General features: G+C 40.9%; 15 protein-coding genes. 5 read left to right on the top strand and 10 right to left on the bottom strand.

Going from position 1 to position 17,588, the window contains the following annotated elements:
- Positions 1-41 precede the first annotated feature (41 nt).
- Positions 42-860, bottom strand: coding sequence for an energy transducer TonB (locus OQX61_RS09890; protein ID WP_265841493.1), 819 nt, complete (start codon positions 858-860; stop codon positions 42-44).
- Between the two features lie 261 nt (positions 861-1,121).
- Here OQX61_RS09890 and OQX61_RS09885 point away from each other — a divergent pair, with 261 nt between their 5' ends.
- Positions 1,122-3,308, top strand: a complete 2,187-nt coding sequence (locus tag OQX61_RS09885) for a glutamine synthetase III (protein WP_265841492.1) — start codon at positions 1,122-1,124, stop codon at positions 3,306-3,308.
- 118 nt (positions 3,309-3,426) lie between these two features.
- The gene (locus OQX61_RS09880; protein ID WP_265841491.1) at positions 3,427-4,608 is read left to right on the top strand and encodes an AIR synthase related protein; all 1,182 of its coding nucleotides are present in this window, start codon (positions 3,427-3,429) and stop codon (positions 4,606-4,608) included.
- Between the two features lie 585 nt (positions 4,609-5,193).
- Here the strand turns inward: OQX61_RS09880 and OQX61_RS09875 are convergent.
- A complete protein-coding gene (locus OQX61_RS09875; RefSeq protein WP_265841490.1) occupies positions 5,194-7,356 on the bottom strand; it encodes a S46 family peptidase in 2,163 nt (720 codons plus the stop codon).
- Positions 7,357-7,418: 62 nt separating this feature from the next.
- Positions 7,419-8,639: an MFS transporter gene (locus tag OQX61_RS09870; RefSeq protein ID WP_265841489.1), complete on the bottom strand. Its 1,221-nt coding sequence runs from the start codon at positions 8,637-8,639 to the stop codon at positions 7,419-7,421.
- Between the two features lie 220 nt (positions 8,640-8,859).
- Between OQX61_RS09870 and OQX61_RS09865 the strand changes: the two genes are divergently transcribed.
- Positions 8,860-9,732 carry a LysR substrate-binding domain-containing protein gene (locus OQX61_RS09865; RefSeq protein ID WP_265841488.1) on the top strand — a complete coding sequence of 291 codons (873 nt, stop codon included), beginning with the start codon at positions 8,860-8,862 and terminating at the stop codon, positions 9,730-9,732.
- Positions 9,733-10,038: 306 nt separating this feature from the next.
- Here OQX61_RS09865 and OQX61_RS09860 read toward each other — a convergent pair whose 3' ends face one another.
- The 6 genes from OQX61_RS09860 to OQX61_RS09835 form a co-directional block, all read right to left on the bottom strand.
- The gene (locus OQX61_RS09860; RefSeq protein ID WP_265841487.1) at positions 10,039-11,163 is read right to left on the bottom strand and encodes a metallophosphoesterase; all 1,125 of its coding nucleotides are present in this window, start codon (positions 11,161-11,163) and stop codon (positions 10,039-10,041) included.
- Between the two features lie 51 nt (positions 11,164-11,214).
- Positions 11,215-12,570, bottom strand: a complete 1,356-nt coding sequence (locus tag OQX61_RS09855) for a rhodanese-like domain-containing protein (protein WP_265841486.1) — start codon at positions 12,568-12,570, stop codon at positions 11,215-11,217.
- A gap of 213 nt (positions 12,571-12,783) precedes the next feature.
- On the bottom strand, positions 12,784-13,197 hold the full coding sequence (locus OQX61_RS09850) for a DUF6691 family protein (protein ID WP_265841485.1): 414 nt from the start codon (positions 13,195-13,197) through the stop codon (positions 12,784-12,786).
- A gap of 111 nt (positions 13,198-13,308) precedes the next feature.
- Complete coding sequence (locus OQX61_RS09845) at positions 13,309-13,866, bottom strand: YeeE/YedE thiosulfate transporter family protein (RefSeq protein ID WP_265841484.1); 558 nt, start codon at positions 13,864-13,866, stop codon at positions 13,309-13,311.
- An 89-nt stretch (positions 13,867-13,955) separates the two neighbouring features.
- On the bottom strand, positions 13,956-14,753 hold the full coding sequence (locus OQX61_RS09840) for a sulfite exporter TauE/SafE family protein (protein WP_265841483.1): 798 nt from the start codon (positions 14,751-14,753) through the stop codon (positions 13,956-13,958).
- Positions 14,754-14,820: 67 nt separating this feature from the next.
- Complete coding sequence (locus tag OQX61_RS09835; protein ID WP_265841482.1) at positions 14,821-15,462, bottom strand: Crp/Fnr family transcriptional regulator; 642 nt, start codon at positions 15,460-15,462, stop codon at positions 14,821-14,823.
- 32 nt (positions 15,463-15,494) lie between these two features.
- Here OQX61_RS09835 and OQX61_RS09830 point away from each other — a divergent pair, with 32 nt between their 5' ends.
- Both OQX61_RS09830 and OQX61_RS09825 read left to right on the top strand, forming a co-directional pair.
- A complete protein-coding gene (locus tag OQX61_RS09830) occupies positions 15,495-16,361 on the top strand; it encodes a helix-turn-helix domain-containing protein (RefSeq protein WP_265841481.1) in 867 nt (288 codons plus the stop codon).
- A gap of 67 nt (positions 16,362-16,428) precedes the next feature.
- Positions 16,429-17,007 (top strand): DUF417 family protein, encoded by a 579-nt coding sequence (locus tag OQX61_RS09825; RefSeq protein ID WP_265841480.1) that lies wholly within the window; start codon positions 16,429-16,431, stop codon positions 17,005-17,007.
- A gap of 12 nt (positions 17,008-17,019) precedes the next feature.
- On the opposite strand, the gene OQX61_RS09820 is transcribed toward OQX61_RS09825, so the two are convergent.
- The gene (locus tag OQX61_RS09820; RefSeq protein ID WP_265841479.1) at positions 17,020-17,529 is read right to left on the bottom strand and encodes an azurin; all 510 of its coding nucleotides are present in this window, start codon (positions 17,527-17,529) and stop codon (positions 17,020-17,022) included.
- Positions 17,530-17,588 lie beyond the last annotated feature (59 nt).

Here is a 17,588-nt window from a genome sequence, read left to right as displayed (position 1 = left end):
ATTTATCATAGTATGTATATATACATATAGTATTGAGCTTACTATTGAGCTAACGCAAAAGCCAGAGGGATGGTATACCTCACCCTTACGGTCTCTGCATTCTGTCTGCCTGGTTTCCATCTTGGAGATTTACGAATGACTCTTAACGCTTCTTCATCACAACCAGAGCCAATGCCATTGATCAGTTTCACATCTGAGATTGATCCATCCCTTTCAATGACAAAACTCACCAGTACCCTTCCCTGCACACCGTTCTCCTGAGCTAAATCAGGATAGCGAAGATTTCTTTGCAGGAATTTTGCCCAGGCTTTCATCCCCCCTTCAAATTCCGGATAAACTTCCACCCCTGCTGCGTTGTAAATCTGATTGTCGATTTCCGCAGGACCACCAGGTCCTGTTGTACCTCCCCCGCCTTTACCGGTCTGTGCTAAGCGCTGCAAATCGGTTTCTAACCCCGCTTGTGTGACCGGACCAGCAACTGCATGTTCCATTTCTTTCAATGTAGGTGGTTCTGATACCGGATCCTGAACTACAACCGGACTTGAAACAGCCTTATACATTTTTAACTTTTCCTTTACCGGCTCCACCTTTGGCAATTCTTGCTGTTTTTTAGGCGGCAGATTTTCTACTGGCGGACGAAGTTCCACAACCACATCTTTTCTTGTGGCTACATCTGGCTGAGAGTTGATCATCGTTAATAAAAACGGGATCACGAACAGCGGAGTTGCAATCATCAGGGAGCGCAGGAGGATTTTGGAAGATTCAGCCCTCAATACAAATGCGCCATAATTTTGGTTTCTGTTTTTAAATACAAGGTCGAGCCACTCGGACTTGTACAGGTTTGAAGAGGAGTTTAGCATAATTCGAAGGGTTTATTCAAGGTGATGATGGAAATTTTACCTATATTCCATAATTAGTCGCTGTTTTTAATCGTTTAGATGAAAAACCAGAAAAGAACCAAACAGAAAGTGCAACAAAGCCTTTTTAAGACCTGTTTTCCAGAAAACACCAAAAAACGAGAAATATTTCTTTGATTATTTAACGACATTCGTATTTTTACAAACAAATCAAGAGAAATACCAAACAAAAATTATATTTTTGACCAAATTTTAAACAAATAAATGAAAAGCTTAAGGACAACTGCATTAAAAGAGGCACAATCAAGAATTTCACCAGAAGTAAAGTCGCCTTCGACTAAGATTTCTGAGTTTTTCGGGATAAATGTTTTTGATAAGAAAAAAATGAAAGATTTCTTATCAAAAGAAGTATTTGAAAAATTAAGTTCATCAATTGACCAGGGTGAGCTGATCAATCATGAAGATGCTAACCACATCGCTACAGCAATGAAAACATGGGCAATGTCTAAAGGTGCAACACACTATACGCATTGGTTTCAACCATTAACCGGTTCTACTGCTGAAAAACATGATGCTTTCTTTGAACCAAGTAAAGATGGCGCAATTGAAGTGTTTGCAGGAAGTGCATTGATTCAACAAGAACCAGATGCATCAAGTTTCCCTAATGGTGGTATCCGCAACACTTTCGAAGCGCGTGGATATACAGCATGGGATCCTTCTTCTCCAGCATTCATTATGGAAAGCAAAGCAGGTAAAACCCTTTGTGTTCCTACTGTATTTATTGCTTACACAGGCGAAGCCCTTGATTATAAAGCCCCTCTTTTAAAAGCATTATCTGCTTTAGATAAAGCTGCAGTTGATGTTTGTCAGTATTTTGACAAAGGAATCACTAAAGTAACCGCTTCTTTAGGTATTGAGCAGGAATATTTCCTTGTTGACCGTGCGTTATACAATGCCCGTCCGGATTTAGCTTTAACAGGCCGTGCCTTATTTGGACATATCTCTGCAAAAGGACAACAATTAGAAGATCATTATTTCGGATCTATTCCTGAGCGTGTGTTCACTTATATGGTTGATTTTGAAAACGAAGCCTTGAAATTAGGTATTCCTTTGAAAACCCGTCACAATGAGGTTGCACCTTCTCAATTTGAGTGTGCTCCGATTTATGAAGAAATCAACCTTGCCATTGACCACAACCAATTGTTGATGGACTTAATGGAAAAAGTTGCCGTAAAACATGACTTCAAAGTGTTATTACATGAGAAACCATATGCAGGTATCAATGGTTCAGGTAAACACAACAACTGGTCGTTAATCACCGATACTGGTAAGAACTTATTATCACCGGGAAAAACGCCTAAAAATAACTTAATGTTCTTAACGTTCTTCGTGAACACAATCAAAGCGGTACACGAACACGCAGACCTTTTAAGAGCAAGTATTGCTTCAGTGAGCAATGATCACCGCCTGGGTGCTAACGAAGCTCCACCGGCGATCATTTCGATCTTCCTTGGTTCTCAATTGAACGATGTGTTAGATGAAATCGAATCTTCAAGAAGCATCATTAAAAAAGTAAAAAGCGAAGACTCATTATGGTTAGGTATTCCTAAGATCCCACAGATCTCTTTTGATACTACCGACCGTAACCGTACTTCTCCTTTCGCCTTCACAGGTAATAAATTTGAGTTAAGAGCAGTAGGTTCTTCTGAAAACTCTTCTGCACCAATGACTGTATTAAACGCAATCGTTGCAGATCAATTGAATAAGTTCAAAGTTGAGGTTGACAAGCTGATCAAAAAAGGAGAGAAAAAAGATGTGGCTTTATTAACCATCATCAAAAGATACCTTAAAGAATCAAAAGACATCCGTTTTGAAGGAAATGGTTACAGTCAGGAGTGGGAAGAGGAAGCTGCGAAACGTGGTTTATCAAACATCAAAACTACACCTAAAGCACTTGATGCTTATGTAACTGATAAGACTACTGAACTTTTCGCTAACACAAATATCTTCAGCAAACGTGAATTACATGCTCGTCATGAGATTCTGTTAGAAAGCTATTTCAAGAAACTTCAGATCGAAGCAAGGGTAATGGGCGAAATGGTAAACAGTATCATCATTCCGGCAACCATCACTTACCAGAATGTATTAATTGAAAACGCCAGGGGTCTTAAAGATCTTGGTTTATCAGGCGAAGCATTAGAAACTCCGATTAACATTATCAACAAAGTTTCTGAGCATTTAAGCGGTCTGAAAGTAAACATCGACAAGATGTTGGAAGAACGTAAATTAACAAATGCTATTGAAGATAGCCGTGATAAAGCAATCGCTTACGATGAGAATGTAAAATCATACTTCGATACGATCCGTTATCACACAGATAAACTGGAGCAAATCGTTGATGACAGCGTATGGCCTCTTCCAAAATTCAGAGAATTATTGTTTCTGAAATAGACCAAAACGTAATAATCCATTAAATTTTAGTTTTTATAACCCTTCAATCAATTTTGAAGGGTTATTTTTTTGTTCTTAAGGCCTCAACATTCGGGCGTTTCCCTATCTTTGCAACAACATGAGTGATAACAGGTACAACCAACGTGGCGTTTCTGCGTCAAAAGAAGATGTGCACCAAGCCATCAAGAATATAGATAAAGGTATTTTTCCGCAAGCCTTCTGTAAAATCATACCTGATATTTTAGGGAATGATGACGCATTTTGCAACATTATGCATGCAGATGGTGCCGGAACGAAATCTTCCCTCGCCTACGTATACTGGAAAGAAACAGGTGATCTTTCCGTATGGAAAGGAATTGCTCAGGATGCCATCATTATGAACATTGACGATTTGATTTGTGTAGGCGCTACAGACCAGATCCTTTTATCTTCTACCATCGGACGTAATAAAAATCTGATCCCTGGTGAAGTAATTGCCGCAATCATCAATGGTACTGAAGAAATCCTTGCAGAACTTAGAGAACTAGGTATCTCGATTTACTCTACAGGCGGTGAAACTGCTGATGTAGGCGACCTTGTACGCACGATCATTGTAGATTCTACAGTTACCTGCAGAATTGAAAGAGATAAGATCATCAGCAATCATACGATTCAGGCTGGTGATGTAATTGTTGGGCTTTCGTCGTCCGGACAAGCTACTTACGAAACAGAATACAACGGTGGTATGGGTTCTAACGGACTTACTTCTGCAAGACATGATGTTTTTGATAAGTCGGTGGCAACAAGTTACCCGGAGAGTTTTGATCCTTCTGTTCCTTTTGACCTGGTATTTTCTGGTGGTAAAAAGTTAACAGATACCATCAAAATTGATGAGGATACAGAAATTACAGTAGGAAAATTAGTGCTTTCTCCTACACGTACTTATGCTCCGGTGATTAAACAGATTTTAACGGCTCACAGAAGTCAGATTCATGGTCTTGTTCATTGCAGCGGTGGCGCACAAACTAAAGTGCTTCACTTTGTAAATGATGATGTTCATATCATTAAAGACAATATGTTCCCTGTTCCTCCATTGTTCCAGTTGATTCAGGAGCAGTCTGGCACAGATTGGAAAGAAATGTACAAAGTATTCAATATGGGCCATAGAATGGAATTATATGTTCCTGCAGCAATTGCTGAGGATATCATTGCAATTTCTAAAAGCTTTAATATCGATGCGCAGATTATTGGTCGTGTAGAAGCTTCTGAGCAGAAACAAGTAACGATTGAAAGCGATAAAGGTACGTTTGTATATAATTAAGTAGATTTTTCGCTGAAAGGCGCGATTATAAAAGGAAACCGGTGATTTTATTGCCGGTTTTCTTGTTTTGTGAAGTTAGGTAAGTAAAAAAAGAACACCTCGCTCTTCAAAGGCGGCAAGCCTTGCGCTGAAGGGCGCAAAACCTGCTATGCCTTTTCTGAGAAGGTATTCCTTTTTTTTAGCAAATAGCCTATTCTTCCCTGCATTCGACACAACGGTTAAAGAAAATGGAGAAAGAGGTTAAAGGGCAAGACTTTTCTTAGCAGGATTACCCGGCAAGCTAACTAAGCACCCATATTAAACAGACGTGTTAAATAGACGTGTTAAACAGGCACATTAAACAAAGCGTATTAAGCAGTGTGCTATTAGAAAGCTGCCTTAATGGTTAAAATTAACGTATAAAAAAAGGGATCAGACTTAACGTCTGATCCCTTTTTGTTTTTCTGCTTCAGAACTAAACACCTTACCGGCTGTAAAATTATGATGCAGTATTACTCTTTTTTAAAATAAAGGATGTTCCTCTTTGACTACCTGCGAAGGTTTGCTCTTCAGCAAAGATTCGGGTAGGAGAAGAGAGAATATTCTTTATTTACGAATAGACAACTCGTTGATAATGTTTTTCGCACCACCTAACACGTCAATACACCACAATACGTAACGTACATCCACACAGATTGTGCGTTTAAATTCTTTATCAAAAGCGATATCGCCACTCATTGCTTCCCAGTTACCATCAAAAGCAAGACCGATTAACTCGCCATTACCATTGATTACCGGAGAACCTGAGTTACCACCAGTGATGTCATTGTTTGTGATAAAGTTTACGGTTAATGTACCGTTGTTACCATACTGACCGAAGTTCTTTTTATTATAGTTTTCGATAAGGTTGGCAGGAAGGTCGAACTCACTATCACCTGGAATGTATTTTTTCATCATACCATCGATGGTAGTGGTCGTTTTATAAACGATACCATCTTTAGGAGAGTAGTCCTGAACATTTCCATATGAAAGGCGCATGGTAGAGTTTGCATCCGGGTACATCAGCTTACCTTTGTTTTTCTCCAGGGTAGCTTTCAGGTACAGGTGATCAAGGTCTGCTTTCTTAGTTTCAAAATCAGCTACTAAAGAACCGAAGTTAGTTTTGATATAATCCGGAGGGTACACATTGGCAGCATAAACATAGGCAGGATCGGCTTTAACGGCTTCTAATGAAGGGTTAGTAGCCAAAAATGCTTTCAATTTCTCTGGTTTAATCAGGTTACTATTTTCCCACAGGTACGCTGCGAACTTATCGAAAGTAGTCTCAGGGTTCCCTGTCCAGTATTTCTCTGCAATTTCCGCGAAGAACTTAGGCTGAGATTTCACAGGAACATCCTGATAAAAAGCCGCAAGAATTTTAGCGAAGATCTTTTTATCTGCTGTTTCTACATAAGTTTCTGCATAAGCATTTGCCGCATTATTCAGACTGGTTTTCACTTTTTCAGCGAAAGCAGCATCACCTTTTTTCTGATCTACCGCAGCATAAGAGCGCACGATAGAAATCGCGTTAGGCACCCATGCAGAAGCCATAAAGCCTTCATTGATATAGGTACGTTGTACAGAAATCGGGTCGATATCTTTATAGATCTGAGCATATTGCTCCATCAGACCAGCAAATTCAGTTTTCTGAGCTGCCCAATCTGTGAAAGATTTCTCTTCTTTTCTTTTTGAATCAGAAACTTTAAGTCTTTTCAACTGCTCTGTCTGACCGATAAAATACTTCCAGTAGTTGGCGATATTTGCATATTGAGAAGACAATTTCAAGCGCGTATCTACACTTTTATCCATTTCCTGTTTCCAGGATTTAAGGCGGATATCACGTAATTTAACAATAGTAGGACTTACCTTTTCTGTCGCAAGATCAACACCATAAGAAGTTAAATATCTGTCGGTACGACCAGGATAGCCATAAACCATAGAGAAATCACCGTTTTTCACACCTTTGATAGAAACCGGAAGGAATTTTTTAGGGGTATAAGGAACGTTTGCTGCAGTATATTTTGCAGGTTGGTTTTCTTTACCGGCATACACTCTGAACACAGAGAAATCTCCTGTCTGACGAGGCCATTCCCAGTTGTCAGTATCACCACCAAATTTACCAATATTCTGAGGAGGCGCACCTACCAAACGGATATCGTCGAAACGCTCGTATACAAAAAGGATAAACTGGTTAGACTTATAAAAGTCTTTTACATTCGCTTCAATCGTTGGACCGGTTACTGCGGCTTTAGCAATTGTATTGAATACTTCTAACATTTTAGAAGATTTCTCCGCACCTGCTAGGCCTTTAGTAGCCGCTTCAACCTGAGGCGTTACATCTTCCATTTTCAACAGGAACTTTACAAATAATCCATCGATAGGTTTCTCTTCACCGTAATTTTTAGCGTAGAAACCATTGTCAAGGATGTTATTCTGAGGAGTGGAGTTCGAAGCGATCGCATCGTAACCACAGTGGTGATTGGTAAAGATCAATCCTTTGTCGGAAACAATCTCACCAGTACAGAAGCCACCGAAATGAACGATTGCATCTTTCAGACTGGAACCATTTGCATTATAAAGGTCTTTTGCTGTTAGCTTAAACCCTTGCTTCTTCATTTGCTCATAGTTTTTGCCTATCAGCATTGGGATCCACATCCCTTCATCTGCTTTAACGGTGTTTGCAAAGGACATAACCATTGCACACAACAGCAGATAAACTGTTTTTCTCATGATATAATAAATTAGTTAGTGATAACCAAAGTTAAGTAATTGTGACCATTAATAGGTATAAATTACACGCTTACCGTCTTTCTATGCGCAGATTTACTCCTATAAATCACGAAAGCAATAGTGGAGGCAATGCCGATCAGTCCTTCCATGAAGATTGCCGGTCTGGGGCCCATTACATTTGCCAGCCAGCCAATCAACAGGCTACCTATCGGAAGAATCCCCTGATAAGCCATGACATAATAACTGATGGCCCTTCCACGCATTTCCGGAACAGAATGCGTTTGTATATAAGTATTGATGGCTGAGGTTTGTCCCATCATCCCTACCCCGGTCAGAGTCATGAAAAACAACGCTACCGGCAACTGGGGTGCATAGGCGAGAAACAACAGGCTCCCCCCCAGAATTCCACCGGCGATGGCGACCATTTTCATCAGTCCGTTGTTGTTTTTCAGGTTGGCCAGATAAACCGCACTAATGATAGAGCCTAATCCGGCGGCACTCTCAAACCAGCTGAACGTTCGGGCATCACCGCTAAAAATATCTTTCGCGAAGATGGGCATCAGGGTATTAAAAGGGATCACAAACAGACTGCTCACACCAATCATGATCAGCATACTGCTCAGGTTTTTATCACCGGAAACGTACTTAAATCCTTCTTCCAGCTCTGTCCAGATGCTTTTCTCTGATTTCTCCATCACGATTACCTTTAAGCGCATCATAAACAGACAAATCAATACCGGGATGTAACTCAGGAAATTCAATATAAAGCAAAAGTCTGTCCCGAAGGTGCTTAAAATGATGCCGGCAACCGCCGGGCCAGCGATCCTTGCAAAGTTGACCATCGTAGAATTCAGTGCGATGGCATTTGGAAGGTCCTCTTTATGGTCTACCATTTCCACCATTAAAGATTGCCTGCAAGTCATGTCGAACGCATTGATGATCCCCTGAATCAGACTGAGCGCGATAATCAGCAGGATGTTGTAATAGCCGAAGAATATGATCCCTGCCAGGGCACCTGCCTGAACCATGGAGGCGATCTGCGTAAGCACCAGAATATGGTAGCGGTTGTGGCGGTCTACCAGACTTCCCGCGTAGGGCGATAAAAATAAAGAAGGGATCAGACTCACAAAGCCCACGACCCCCAGCAATAACGCCGATCCAGTCAATTGATAGACCAACCAACTCACCGCCGTCTTCTGCATCCAGGTCCCCACAAGGGAGATAGATTGTCCGTAAAAAAACAGTTTAAAGTTGCGGGATTTGAGTGATCTGAATAATGTCATGAAGGGTTATTTTCTGAGCTTTGCTGCGCTGATTGCTGAACAGATTGTTCAGCTTATCTGCGTTGGCCTCAAATCTCGGGATAAAGAATGTATCTGTAAAATTGATAGTTTTAATGATATTCATTAGTTTTACCGATTGATCAGAAGAAGATCACAGAGAGATTATACCAGGATCAGGCTAAGATCCCACAGCTATCTTACCCCATACATATAGACCATTATGGAATTCAGACAACTCAGTTATTTTATTAAGGCCGCGGAGTTATTACACTTCACAGATGCCGCAGCGCAGTGTTTTGTGACGCAGTCTACTTTATCACAACAGGTGAAGCAGCTGGAGGAAGAATTGGGAATGTTGCTTTTTGACCGGGTGGGTAAACACGTACAGCTCACCGAGGCGGGGAAGGTATTTCTAAACCATGCACGGCAGATTATGCTGGAAATTAAGAAATCAAAGCAAGCGATCTTTGAATTGAATAACCTGGTGAACGGGGAGTTAAGAATCGGGGTAACTTATGCTTTTAGTTCCTTACTGCTGCCTTCCCTCACTCCTTTTTCCAACAAATATCCGGGGATTAAGCTGCACATAGAGTCCGGTATTGCCGGCGCATTGGAAGCCAGACTGAAGACTGCAGATCTGGACTTCATTTTAGCTTTTCATGAGCAATCCGACAACGAAGGGCTCGAAATGCAGCTGTTGTTTTCTTCCAGGATCAAAATGGTGACCTCAAAAAAACACCCTTTAGCAAAACTAAACCGGATCTCTTTAAAGGAACTGGCACAAACTGAAATGATTCTGGCGAATAAAGGCTTCAGCTCCAGAGATATGCTCGATGAGATTTTCAAGAAAAACAACATCATTCCTAACATCAAAATAGAAATGAATGATACACATTCCCTGCTCTCATTAGTGGATACAGGAAACTGGGTTACAATTATCAATGAAAAAGCAATTACGAGCTGGGAAAACCTGGTCGCCATTCCGATAACCGGAAAAGAATTGTATAAAGAAGCTTATATCTTGTGGCAGAAGGGGGTTTTTAGAAAAAAATCAGCAACTCTTTTTATAGAAGAGCTGCTGAAAATAGTATAAGAGAGCGGACAAATATCGGAATATTCCACTCCCCCCGGAATGTATTTGACATGGCCTCTTTTCATTAGCAACCGACAATAAATATTGCCAGCATTATCAAAATATCCTGACCTCTCTAGTTACAAGAACTAAAACTACAGCAAATTATTGATAATAACCATTAATTAAATCATTACTTAACAAATAAATAGATTCTTCTTAAGAAGAATTACTTAGTTACAACTAAGCTACACCCATTTATTCATACAAAAACAGCTACTGATAAATAATCAGCAGCTGTTTTAAATAATCAGAATAAGGGCTTAATTAATAAGTTTTGATCGATGATTTATTCCCCGTCGTATTGATTTTATACCAGGCTTTATTTTCATATAATGCAGCTTCATGATGACCTGCATGTTGGTTCACGTCTATTCCAAGTACCTTTCCATTATAGTAAAAGCCTACATTGGTATCGGTAATCGTATGACCAACGATAATCCTTTTCACCTTATACAGTGCCAATGTCTGATCTACCTCTGCTTCTGTTGCTTTCGGTTCTACAAAATATCCCCTGTACCAGAATAAAGAAGAGCGTCCGCCATCAAACAATAGCTCCACTGCCTTATCAGGAATTGTGATTGATTTTCTGTCCTGATCATAAAAGGGTCTGCAACGGTCGTTGATTTCCTTCAAACTCATCTTCAAATCATTGATAACGGGAGCTACACCTGCGTGCAGACAAAGGTTATCGCCAATCTTTTCAATCAGGTTTTTAGTTCTCAACCAGCGCCCTATCTCGGCATCCGGACCATATAACTCCATGTAATTCAGTTCCATCAGCTTTGCATTGCTCATATATTTTGGCTGTACATAACGTAGGTCGCCACTTAAGTTCATGATGTCATGGTTACCCAGAATTGTGTGCAGATAGCCTCCTTTGGCCTTCGCATCCTGCTCCAGCTTATACAGCAACCAGATTGTGGCCGACACCTCTTCTCCGCGGTCGAATAAATCACCGCAGATCACCAGTTGCCCTTTCCCAAAAATCCAGTTGTATTGTTCATCCATTACCTTATTGGCCAGCAACAGCTTCCTGAAACCTTCAAACTCCCCTTCTACATCGGAAAGCGCGAGTAGCTTATCCGGTTGCTTAAATTCTGCAGGTTCATTTTTAAGAACGCGTTGCAATCTGACAGAGAAATTCCATTCCGGATGGTTAGAAAACTTCACCTCTACCGGCAGCTCAGCCTTCTTGCTGACCGGATAAGTTTGCAGCTTGCATTTCTGCAAACCACCTTCTGTCACAATCGTCCGGACCTCAATCAGGTCATTTTTATACAATACATAAGGACCGTCGTTCATATTCTTTGATGAAGCAGGAATTTGAGCACAGGAAGAGAAAGTCATCCAGCTGAGAACCAGCGAAAAGGCTGTTGTTAATAATTTCATACACGCTAATATAATTATTTATAGCATTCATTTTAAACAACATCAGGAAGCCTATTCCTCTGATTTCGCGAAATCTTTAACCACTGCTCCAAGGTCGTAGACCGGAGTTATTGCACCAAATTCCGCAGCGATAATGCTGCTTCCGGCGGCGCTTCTGCTCCCTCCTGCACAATGTACTACAATCGGTTTATCTGCCGGAACTTCCATAATACGTTCCCTCAGCTCACCCAAAGGAATGTTCGTAGCATTAGCAAAAACCTTTTTCTTTTTCACTTCATTCGCATTCCTGACATCAATAATGGTAAACTCCTCAGGATTGGCAATAAAGCATTCCAAAGGCAGTACCGGCATCAGTACATCACCAGAATCCGTTACAAAAGCGGCTACAATACACGCTTCATAACCGATACTTGCAGCGCGATGAATTAATTCTTCCAGATGTTGAGGATTGGCGGCTGTTAAGTAGAAATGCTCGCCAGGTCTGATGATGCTTCCCAACCAGGTTTCGAACTTTTTACCATACACAATATTCACTGCTCCCGGATAATGACCTTCCTTAAAATCGCCTTCCGGACGGGCATCCACGACAATTATGGCTGCATTAATCTCTTCCAGTTCCGGTTGCTTAATCCATTCTACCTGATCAACATTGGGTTTAAAATGAGGGGCACCCTTTCTGTTCAGGTCTACATCATAACCAAAATATTTCGGAATAAATGGCTGATCTGTGGTCAGTTCTTTAATAAAATCTGACTCGCTCATTTCCTGTAGCGACCAGTTACTGGTCTTTTCTGCGCCGATCGTACTGGAACTTGCCGTACTTAAAGCTTTACCACATAAAGTACCTGAACCATGTGCAGGATAAACCAATACCTCATCATCCAGCACCATCAGTTTATCTCTTAGCGAGTGGTACATCTGAAGGGCTAACTTCTCCCTTTTCGCCTGTAGGTTCCCGACAGATTCCCTCAGATCCGGTCTGCCACAGTCTCCGATAAACAAGGTATCACCGGTAAAAACTGCTTTAGCGACCCCATCATGCTCCAACAACACCGAAATGCTATCTGGTGAATGACCCGGGGTATGAATACTGGTCAGCTTTATTTTACCAAAACTAAGCGTTGCTTCTTCATCAAAATAATGTACCGGATAAGCGGCACCCGTTAAACTATGGGCATATATTGTAGCGCCGGTTGTTTCATGAATCTCCAGGTGGCTACTCACAAAATCGGCATGAGGATGTGTTTCTATGACCCCAATAATCTCTGCATCAAATTTCTTTGCAAATTCATAATAAGGTTCAGGATTACGCGCAGGATCTATCAACACGATCTTTTGCTCACATTCACTAACTATTGCATAGCTATAATGTGCTAAAAACTCATCTTTAAACTGTTCTATAATCATCTTTTATTCATTTAACGTAAAAAACTAATTCAAATCCTGTAAGGATTCATTGCATCCCCTTTAACGTTTCATGCTATACAAATTTCAGCATAAAAAGGCGGTGTTTTTTGTGATATAGGTCACGCACAAGCAATTAATTAATCATTTTATACCTGAACCTATCATTTAAAACCTGGTGATTGATTTGTAAATACAACAACCAAAACTGATCATTTAATGCGGGAGTTTATCTTTTAACAATCCATAAAGATAAGTTCCGAGTAAAGAACCAAAAATGACAATCAACATCGTTAGGTAACCGTATCCAAGGTTTACAAACATCGGCCCCGGACAAGCGCCGGTCAGTGCCCAACCCAGACCAAAAATCGTACCTCCAATGATGTATTTTTTATAGCTACTTTCCTTTTCAGGAAACTGAATCAATTGGTTTTCCGAATCTTTCAATTGAAACTTTTTAATCAGGAATACCGCAATTACACCAAGTACCACTGCTGTTCCGATGATTCCATACATATGAAAAGATTGAAAACGAAACATCTCCTGAATGCGGAACCAGGATACTGCTTCTGATTTACTCATGATGATGCCGAACAATATGCCGGCAAGTATATATTTTATTGATTTCATGTGATCTGCTTAATAATTTGTAATCGTTAATTTTTAACAGGAATCCATTTCATTTGGAACCTTCGCTTTAAATGAGGGAATCTTGTATCCTTAGTCAGCCCTTTCTTCTCCTTAAATCAGGAAAGGCAAAACCAGCCAGGTCATGATCAATCCTCCAATAAAAAAGCCAATTACCGCTACTAAAGAAGGCAATTGCAGGTTCGACAAACCTGATATTGCATGTCCGGAGGTACAGCCACCAGCATACCTGGATCCGAAACCTACTAAAACTCCTCCGAAAAGCAACAGGAACCATGTTTTTGGAGAAGCCAGTGCGTCCAGCGCAAACAATTCATCAGGATTTAGCTGACCATTGAAATGAACACCCATTTCCTGAAGGTCCTTTACCGTAGCTGCAGACAAGTCCAGCGCCTTAGGATTAGAGAGGAATTCAGAAGAAATCCATCCGCCAATAATAGCACCGACTAAAAACAGCAGGTTCCAGCGTTGTGCTTTCCAGTCAAAATCAAAAAACTTCACCTTTTTACCGGCACCGGCTATGCTACACATCGTTCTTAAATTGGAAGAAAAACCAAAGGATTTACCCCAGAAATTGAGCAATAACATAATTACTACAATCATAATCCCCGAGAAATACCAGGGCCATGGTTGCCTTATAAAATCTATCATCGTATTCATCTTATATATTACTATTAAAAAACTATATACTGTTATCAGAACATACTTTCAGTCTCCTGCTACCCGGCTTTTGCTCCGTTTTATTTAAACAAAAGCTCTTTCGTCAGGATATAAACACTCATTATCAACACAAACCAGCCGAAACCAATTTTCAGTTTCTTGCTATCCACCTTTTTACTCAGATTACCACCTATAAAAATACCGACAATGGCAATGAAGGTAATCTTTAATAAAAACACCCAATCGATATCAAAATGACCGAAATCTCCGGAGAACCCGATTAAGGAATTCAGGGCGATAATAAAAAGCGAAGTCCCTATGGCTTCTTTCATGGGTAAGCCCAATAATATGACTAAAGTAGGAATCAATAAAAACCCACCTCCGGCACCCAATAAACCTGTTATAAAGCCAATACCGACACCAAAAAACAACAACTTAGGAAGGTTTAGATCTTTAGCAACTGTAGGTTCTTCCACATTATTCTTTCCGCTTCTGATCATGGCAATTGCGGCGATGAGCATCAGTATCGCAAAAAGGCTCATCACCAACATGTTTTCAGTAAGCTCGAAATGCTTAAAAGAAGCGATATGAGGAGGAATGGCAGGAATCAGGAACTTTCTGCTGAGCCAAACGGTAGTTACCGAACTCAATCCGAACAACAAGGCCGTTTTCACCTGTACCTGACCGTTTTTATAATTCTGATAAGCACCTACCAGACTCGTACTCCCTACGATAAACAACGAATAAGAGGTGGCCATCAATGGCGCGATGCCAAACAAATACACCAATACCGGAACCGTTAAAATGGACCCACCACCGCCTACTAATCCTAATGAAATACCAATCAGCGCCGAGGCCAGGTATGCAACAACTTCCATATTTATTTCCTTTAGGACAAAGATGTAAATTCTGCACCTGACTTAGGGTGACTTTTGTCACAAGGTTTTATTTTTTCAGTTCAATAAAGTTCCTGTACAACTTTATTTCGCCCTTTTGTTCCATTTTTTTGAGCAATCTGGAGATCACCTCTCTGGATGAATTCAGATCAGAAGCAATCTCCTGATGGGTCAGCTGTAGCTCATTTGTTTGCAGCTGTTCCTGTTGTTTCTGCAGGTAAAAGCTCAACCTTTGATCCAGACCGTTAAAGGCAATACTATCTATGACCAGCAATAACTCTTCAAATCTGGAACGGTAAGTTTCCATCACAAAATAATACCAGCTGGGGTATTGCTTCATCAGGTCGTCCATTAAAGTGATGGGCACCATCAAAATCGTACTATCTTCAATTGCTTTTCCCATGATTTTACTGGACTCCTGTTTGGCGGCACAAATCATGGATAGTGCACAGGCTTCCCCGGGTTGCAGGTAATACATAAAAAACTCGTTTCCATCTGTACCTTCTCTATACAGTTTCACCCGTCCTTCCACAATTAACACGGTAGAACGAAAATATTGTCCGGTTTGCATCAGGTGTTCACCGGCTTTAAAATCTTTGATCGTTACCTGTTCAATTAACTTTTCTCTCAAAGCAGGCTCAAACTGCGGAAAAAGCGTATTTATATAATTGCTTATACTGGATGAATTCATATTTTTATAGCTATTGACCAAAACCCCAACAATTGAAATATACAGAAAAAAAGATCATTTCGGTATCAGGCGATCCTTTGCTATCCCTTCAACAGCTTTCTGTGAAGCAGCTCAGCGAACCTGTATCCTATCCGGTCTATACCATCCTGTTTATCCCCGAAGGCAAAGGTTCTTTCCAGGCTGATTTCGGAAACTTCTCTTTTGAAGGGCCGGTGATATTTTTTGCGACACCATTCCAGACCATCCATTTCAAAGAAATCCCGAAGGGAAAGCTGATGATGTTGCAGTTTCATGGTGATTTTTACTGCATTGCTTACCATAAAGCCGAGGTGGCCTGTAATGGCCTTTTGTTCAATAATATTTTTCTGGAACCCTCCATATCCTTAAGTCCGGAAGAAGCGGAATCATTTGATTCTTTATTAACCCAGTTAAAGAGTGAGCTGAGTAGCGAGCAACCGAGTGAAGCGGTCCTGACCGCCTATCTGCAATTGTTTCTGGCACAATCCAGTCGCATTAAATTGAAATCAATGCCGGCCATGGTGCAGCCTGCCAAAGAGGCCTTGATGGAAGCCTTTCAAACGGCTCTCGAAGAAAACTTCCTGACCTTGCGTAAACCCGCCGATTATGCTAATCTGTTACACCTGAATCCGAATACCTTTACCAAGCGCTGTAAAAAACATTTCGGCAAAACACCAACTACCCTCATTCAGGAACGACTGGTCCTGGAAGCTAAAAAACTACTGCACCTTACCCGGAAAAGCATTAAAGAAGTGGCTTATCAACTCAATTTTGAAGATGAATACTACTTCAGCCGCTTCTTCAAAAAGATGACCGGTGTATCTCCACAACTCTTCAGAGAGAAAACAGGAATATCTATTGTGGCTGATTTGTCCATCTAATACACAGGTATCGTCCATGGTTTAAGGGATAACAGATGCCGAACTTTGAAGCTTAATATCAAAGCTTATGTCTGTTCAATTTTCCTCCTTCCTTCAAACCCTTGCTGGTTTATCTTCGCTGAGCACCCGTTTAATCCGCATTGCGATCGCCATTGTGCTGATCTGGATTGGTGGACTAAAAGTTTACAATTATGAAGCAGAGGGCATTGTTCCTTTTGTGGCAAACTCTCCGGTGATGTCGTTCTTTTACGCGCATCCTTCCGAATACAAACCCTATATGCAAAAAGAAGGCGAAGCCAATCCCGATAAAATTGCCTGGCATACTGCCAACAACACTTATCTGTTTTCTTATGGATTAGGCGCGGTGTTGGTTGTTTTGGGCATCATGCTATTGCTAAACACTTATAACCCCGGCATTGGTATGGCTGGCGCAGCGATGGTCATCATCATGTCGGTTGTGACCCTTTCCTTTTTAATCACGACCAAAGACAACTGGGTTCCTGACCTCGGGGATCCGAACCATGGTTTCCCATTACTTTCCGGCCGCGGCAGATTAGTTGTAAAAGACATCATTATGATGGCTGGCGCTTTTGTTGCTTTATGTGATTCCGCCAGACAATACCTGGTTAAAACACAAAAGGCATAAAACATAAAAAGTTTATTGGACAATCAGTTTACCCCTCATTGTAGCAACATGACCGGGAAAAGTACAGATGTAATCATAGGTTCCTTTTTCCGGAACAGTAAACTCGATGGTATCAGATTCATTGCCTCCAAGTAGTTTGGTATGTGCAATAATTTTACTGCTTAAGGATTTAGGGATGAAATCATTGTCTTTTGCGGTTAAGGCAATTGTCGCAAAATTATCAATATCAGTTCCCGGAGTAAGCAGCACAAAATTATGCCCCATCACATTTTTATCCATGGTCCCGATATGGGTAAAGGTTAAGGTAATTGGCTTTCCTGCAAGGGCCTTTAATACGGTCTGGTCGTATTTCATCTCATCATGAGCTGACAGGGTTAACGTATTGCTGATTTCTTCAACAGGTGTGGGTGCCCATTGCTCCTCGGCAGGGGCTTTTGTTTTATCCTCTTTCCCACCGCCACATGAATTAAAACTGAATGCCATGATCGCGAGCAATGCGATGATACTTAGAGACCTTTTCATTTTTGATTGATTTTAATCCCCATAACATGTGTTATGTATTACAAAGTTATCGGGATCCG

It is taken from the genome of Pedobacter sp. PLR (assembly GCF_026239675.1).
Lineage (GTDB): Bacteria > Bacteroidota > Bacteroidia > Sphingobacteriales > Sphingobacteriaceae > Pedobacter.
Note: the sequence above shows the minus strand (reverse complement) of the source record. Positions and strands in the feature narration are given on the sequence as shown.

Excerpts from the sequence above, each read along its gene's own strand:
- OQX61_RS09840 (WP_265841483.1), bottom strand. The coding sequence starts at position 14,753 with ATGGAAGTTGTTGCATACCTGGCCTCGGCGCTGATTGGTATTTCATTA.
- OQX61_RS09845 (WP_265841484.1), bottom strand. The coding sequence starts at position 13,866 with ATGATAGATTTTATAAGGCAACCATGGCCCTGGTATTTCTCGGGGATT.
- OQX61_RS09880 (WP_265841491.1), top strand. The coding sequence starts at position 3,427 with ATGAGTGATAACAGGTACAACCAACGTGGCGTTTCTGCGTCAAAAGAA.
- OQX61_RS09825 (WP_265841480.1), top strand. The coding sequence starts at position 16,429 with ATGTCTGTTCAATTTTCCTCCTTCCTTCAAACCCTTGCTGGTTTATCT.
- OQX61_RS09850 (WP_265841485.1), bottom strand. The coding sequence starts at position 13,197 with ATGAAATCAATAAAATATATACTTGCCGGCATATTGTTCGGCATCATC.
- OQX61_RS09875 (WP_265841490.1), bottom strand. The coding sequence starts at position 7,356 with ATGAGAAAAACAGTTTATCTGCTGTTGTGTGCAATGGTTATGTCCTTT.
- OQX61_RS09820 (WP_265841479.1), bottom strand. The coding sequence starts at position 17,529 with ATGAAAAGGTCTCTAAGTATCATCGCATTGCTCGCGATCATGGCATTC.
- OQX61_RS09855 (WP_265841486.1), bottom strand. The coding sequence starts at position 12,570 with ATGATTATAGAACAGTTTAAAGATGAGTTTTTAGCACATTATAGCTAT.
- OQX61_RS09885 (WP_265841492.1), top strand. The coding sequence starts at position 1,122 with ATGAAAAGCTTAAGGACAACTGCATTAAAAGAGGCACAATCAAGAATT.
- OQX61_RS09890 (WP_265841493.1), bottom strand. The coding sequence starts at position 860 with ATGCTAAACTCCTCTTCAAACCTGTACAAGTCCGAGTGGCTCGACCTT.
- OQX61_RS09835 (WP_265841482.1), bottom strand. The coding sequence starts at position 15,462 with ATGAATTCATCCAGTATAAGCAATTATATAAATACGCTTTTTCCGCAG.
- OQX61_RS09860 (WP_265841487.1), bottom strand. The coding sequence starts at position 11,163 with ATGAAATTATTAACAACAGCCTTTTCGCTGGTTCTCAGCTGGATGACT.
- OQX61_RS09865 (WP_265841488.1), top strand. The coding sequence starts at position 8,860 with ATGGAATTCAGACAACTCAGTTATTTTATTAAGGCCGCGGAGTTATTA.
- OQX61_RS09870 (WP_265841489.1), bottom strand. The coding sequence starts at position 8,639 with ATGACATTATTCAGATCACTCAAATCCCGCAACTTTAAACTGTTTTTT.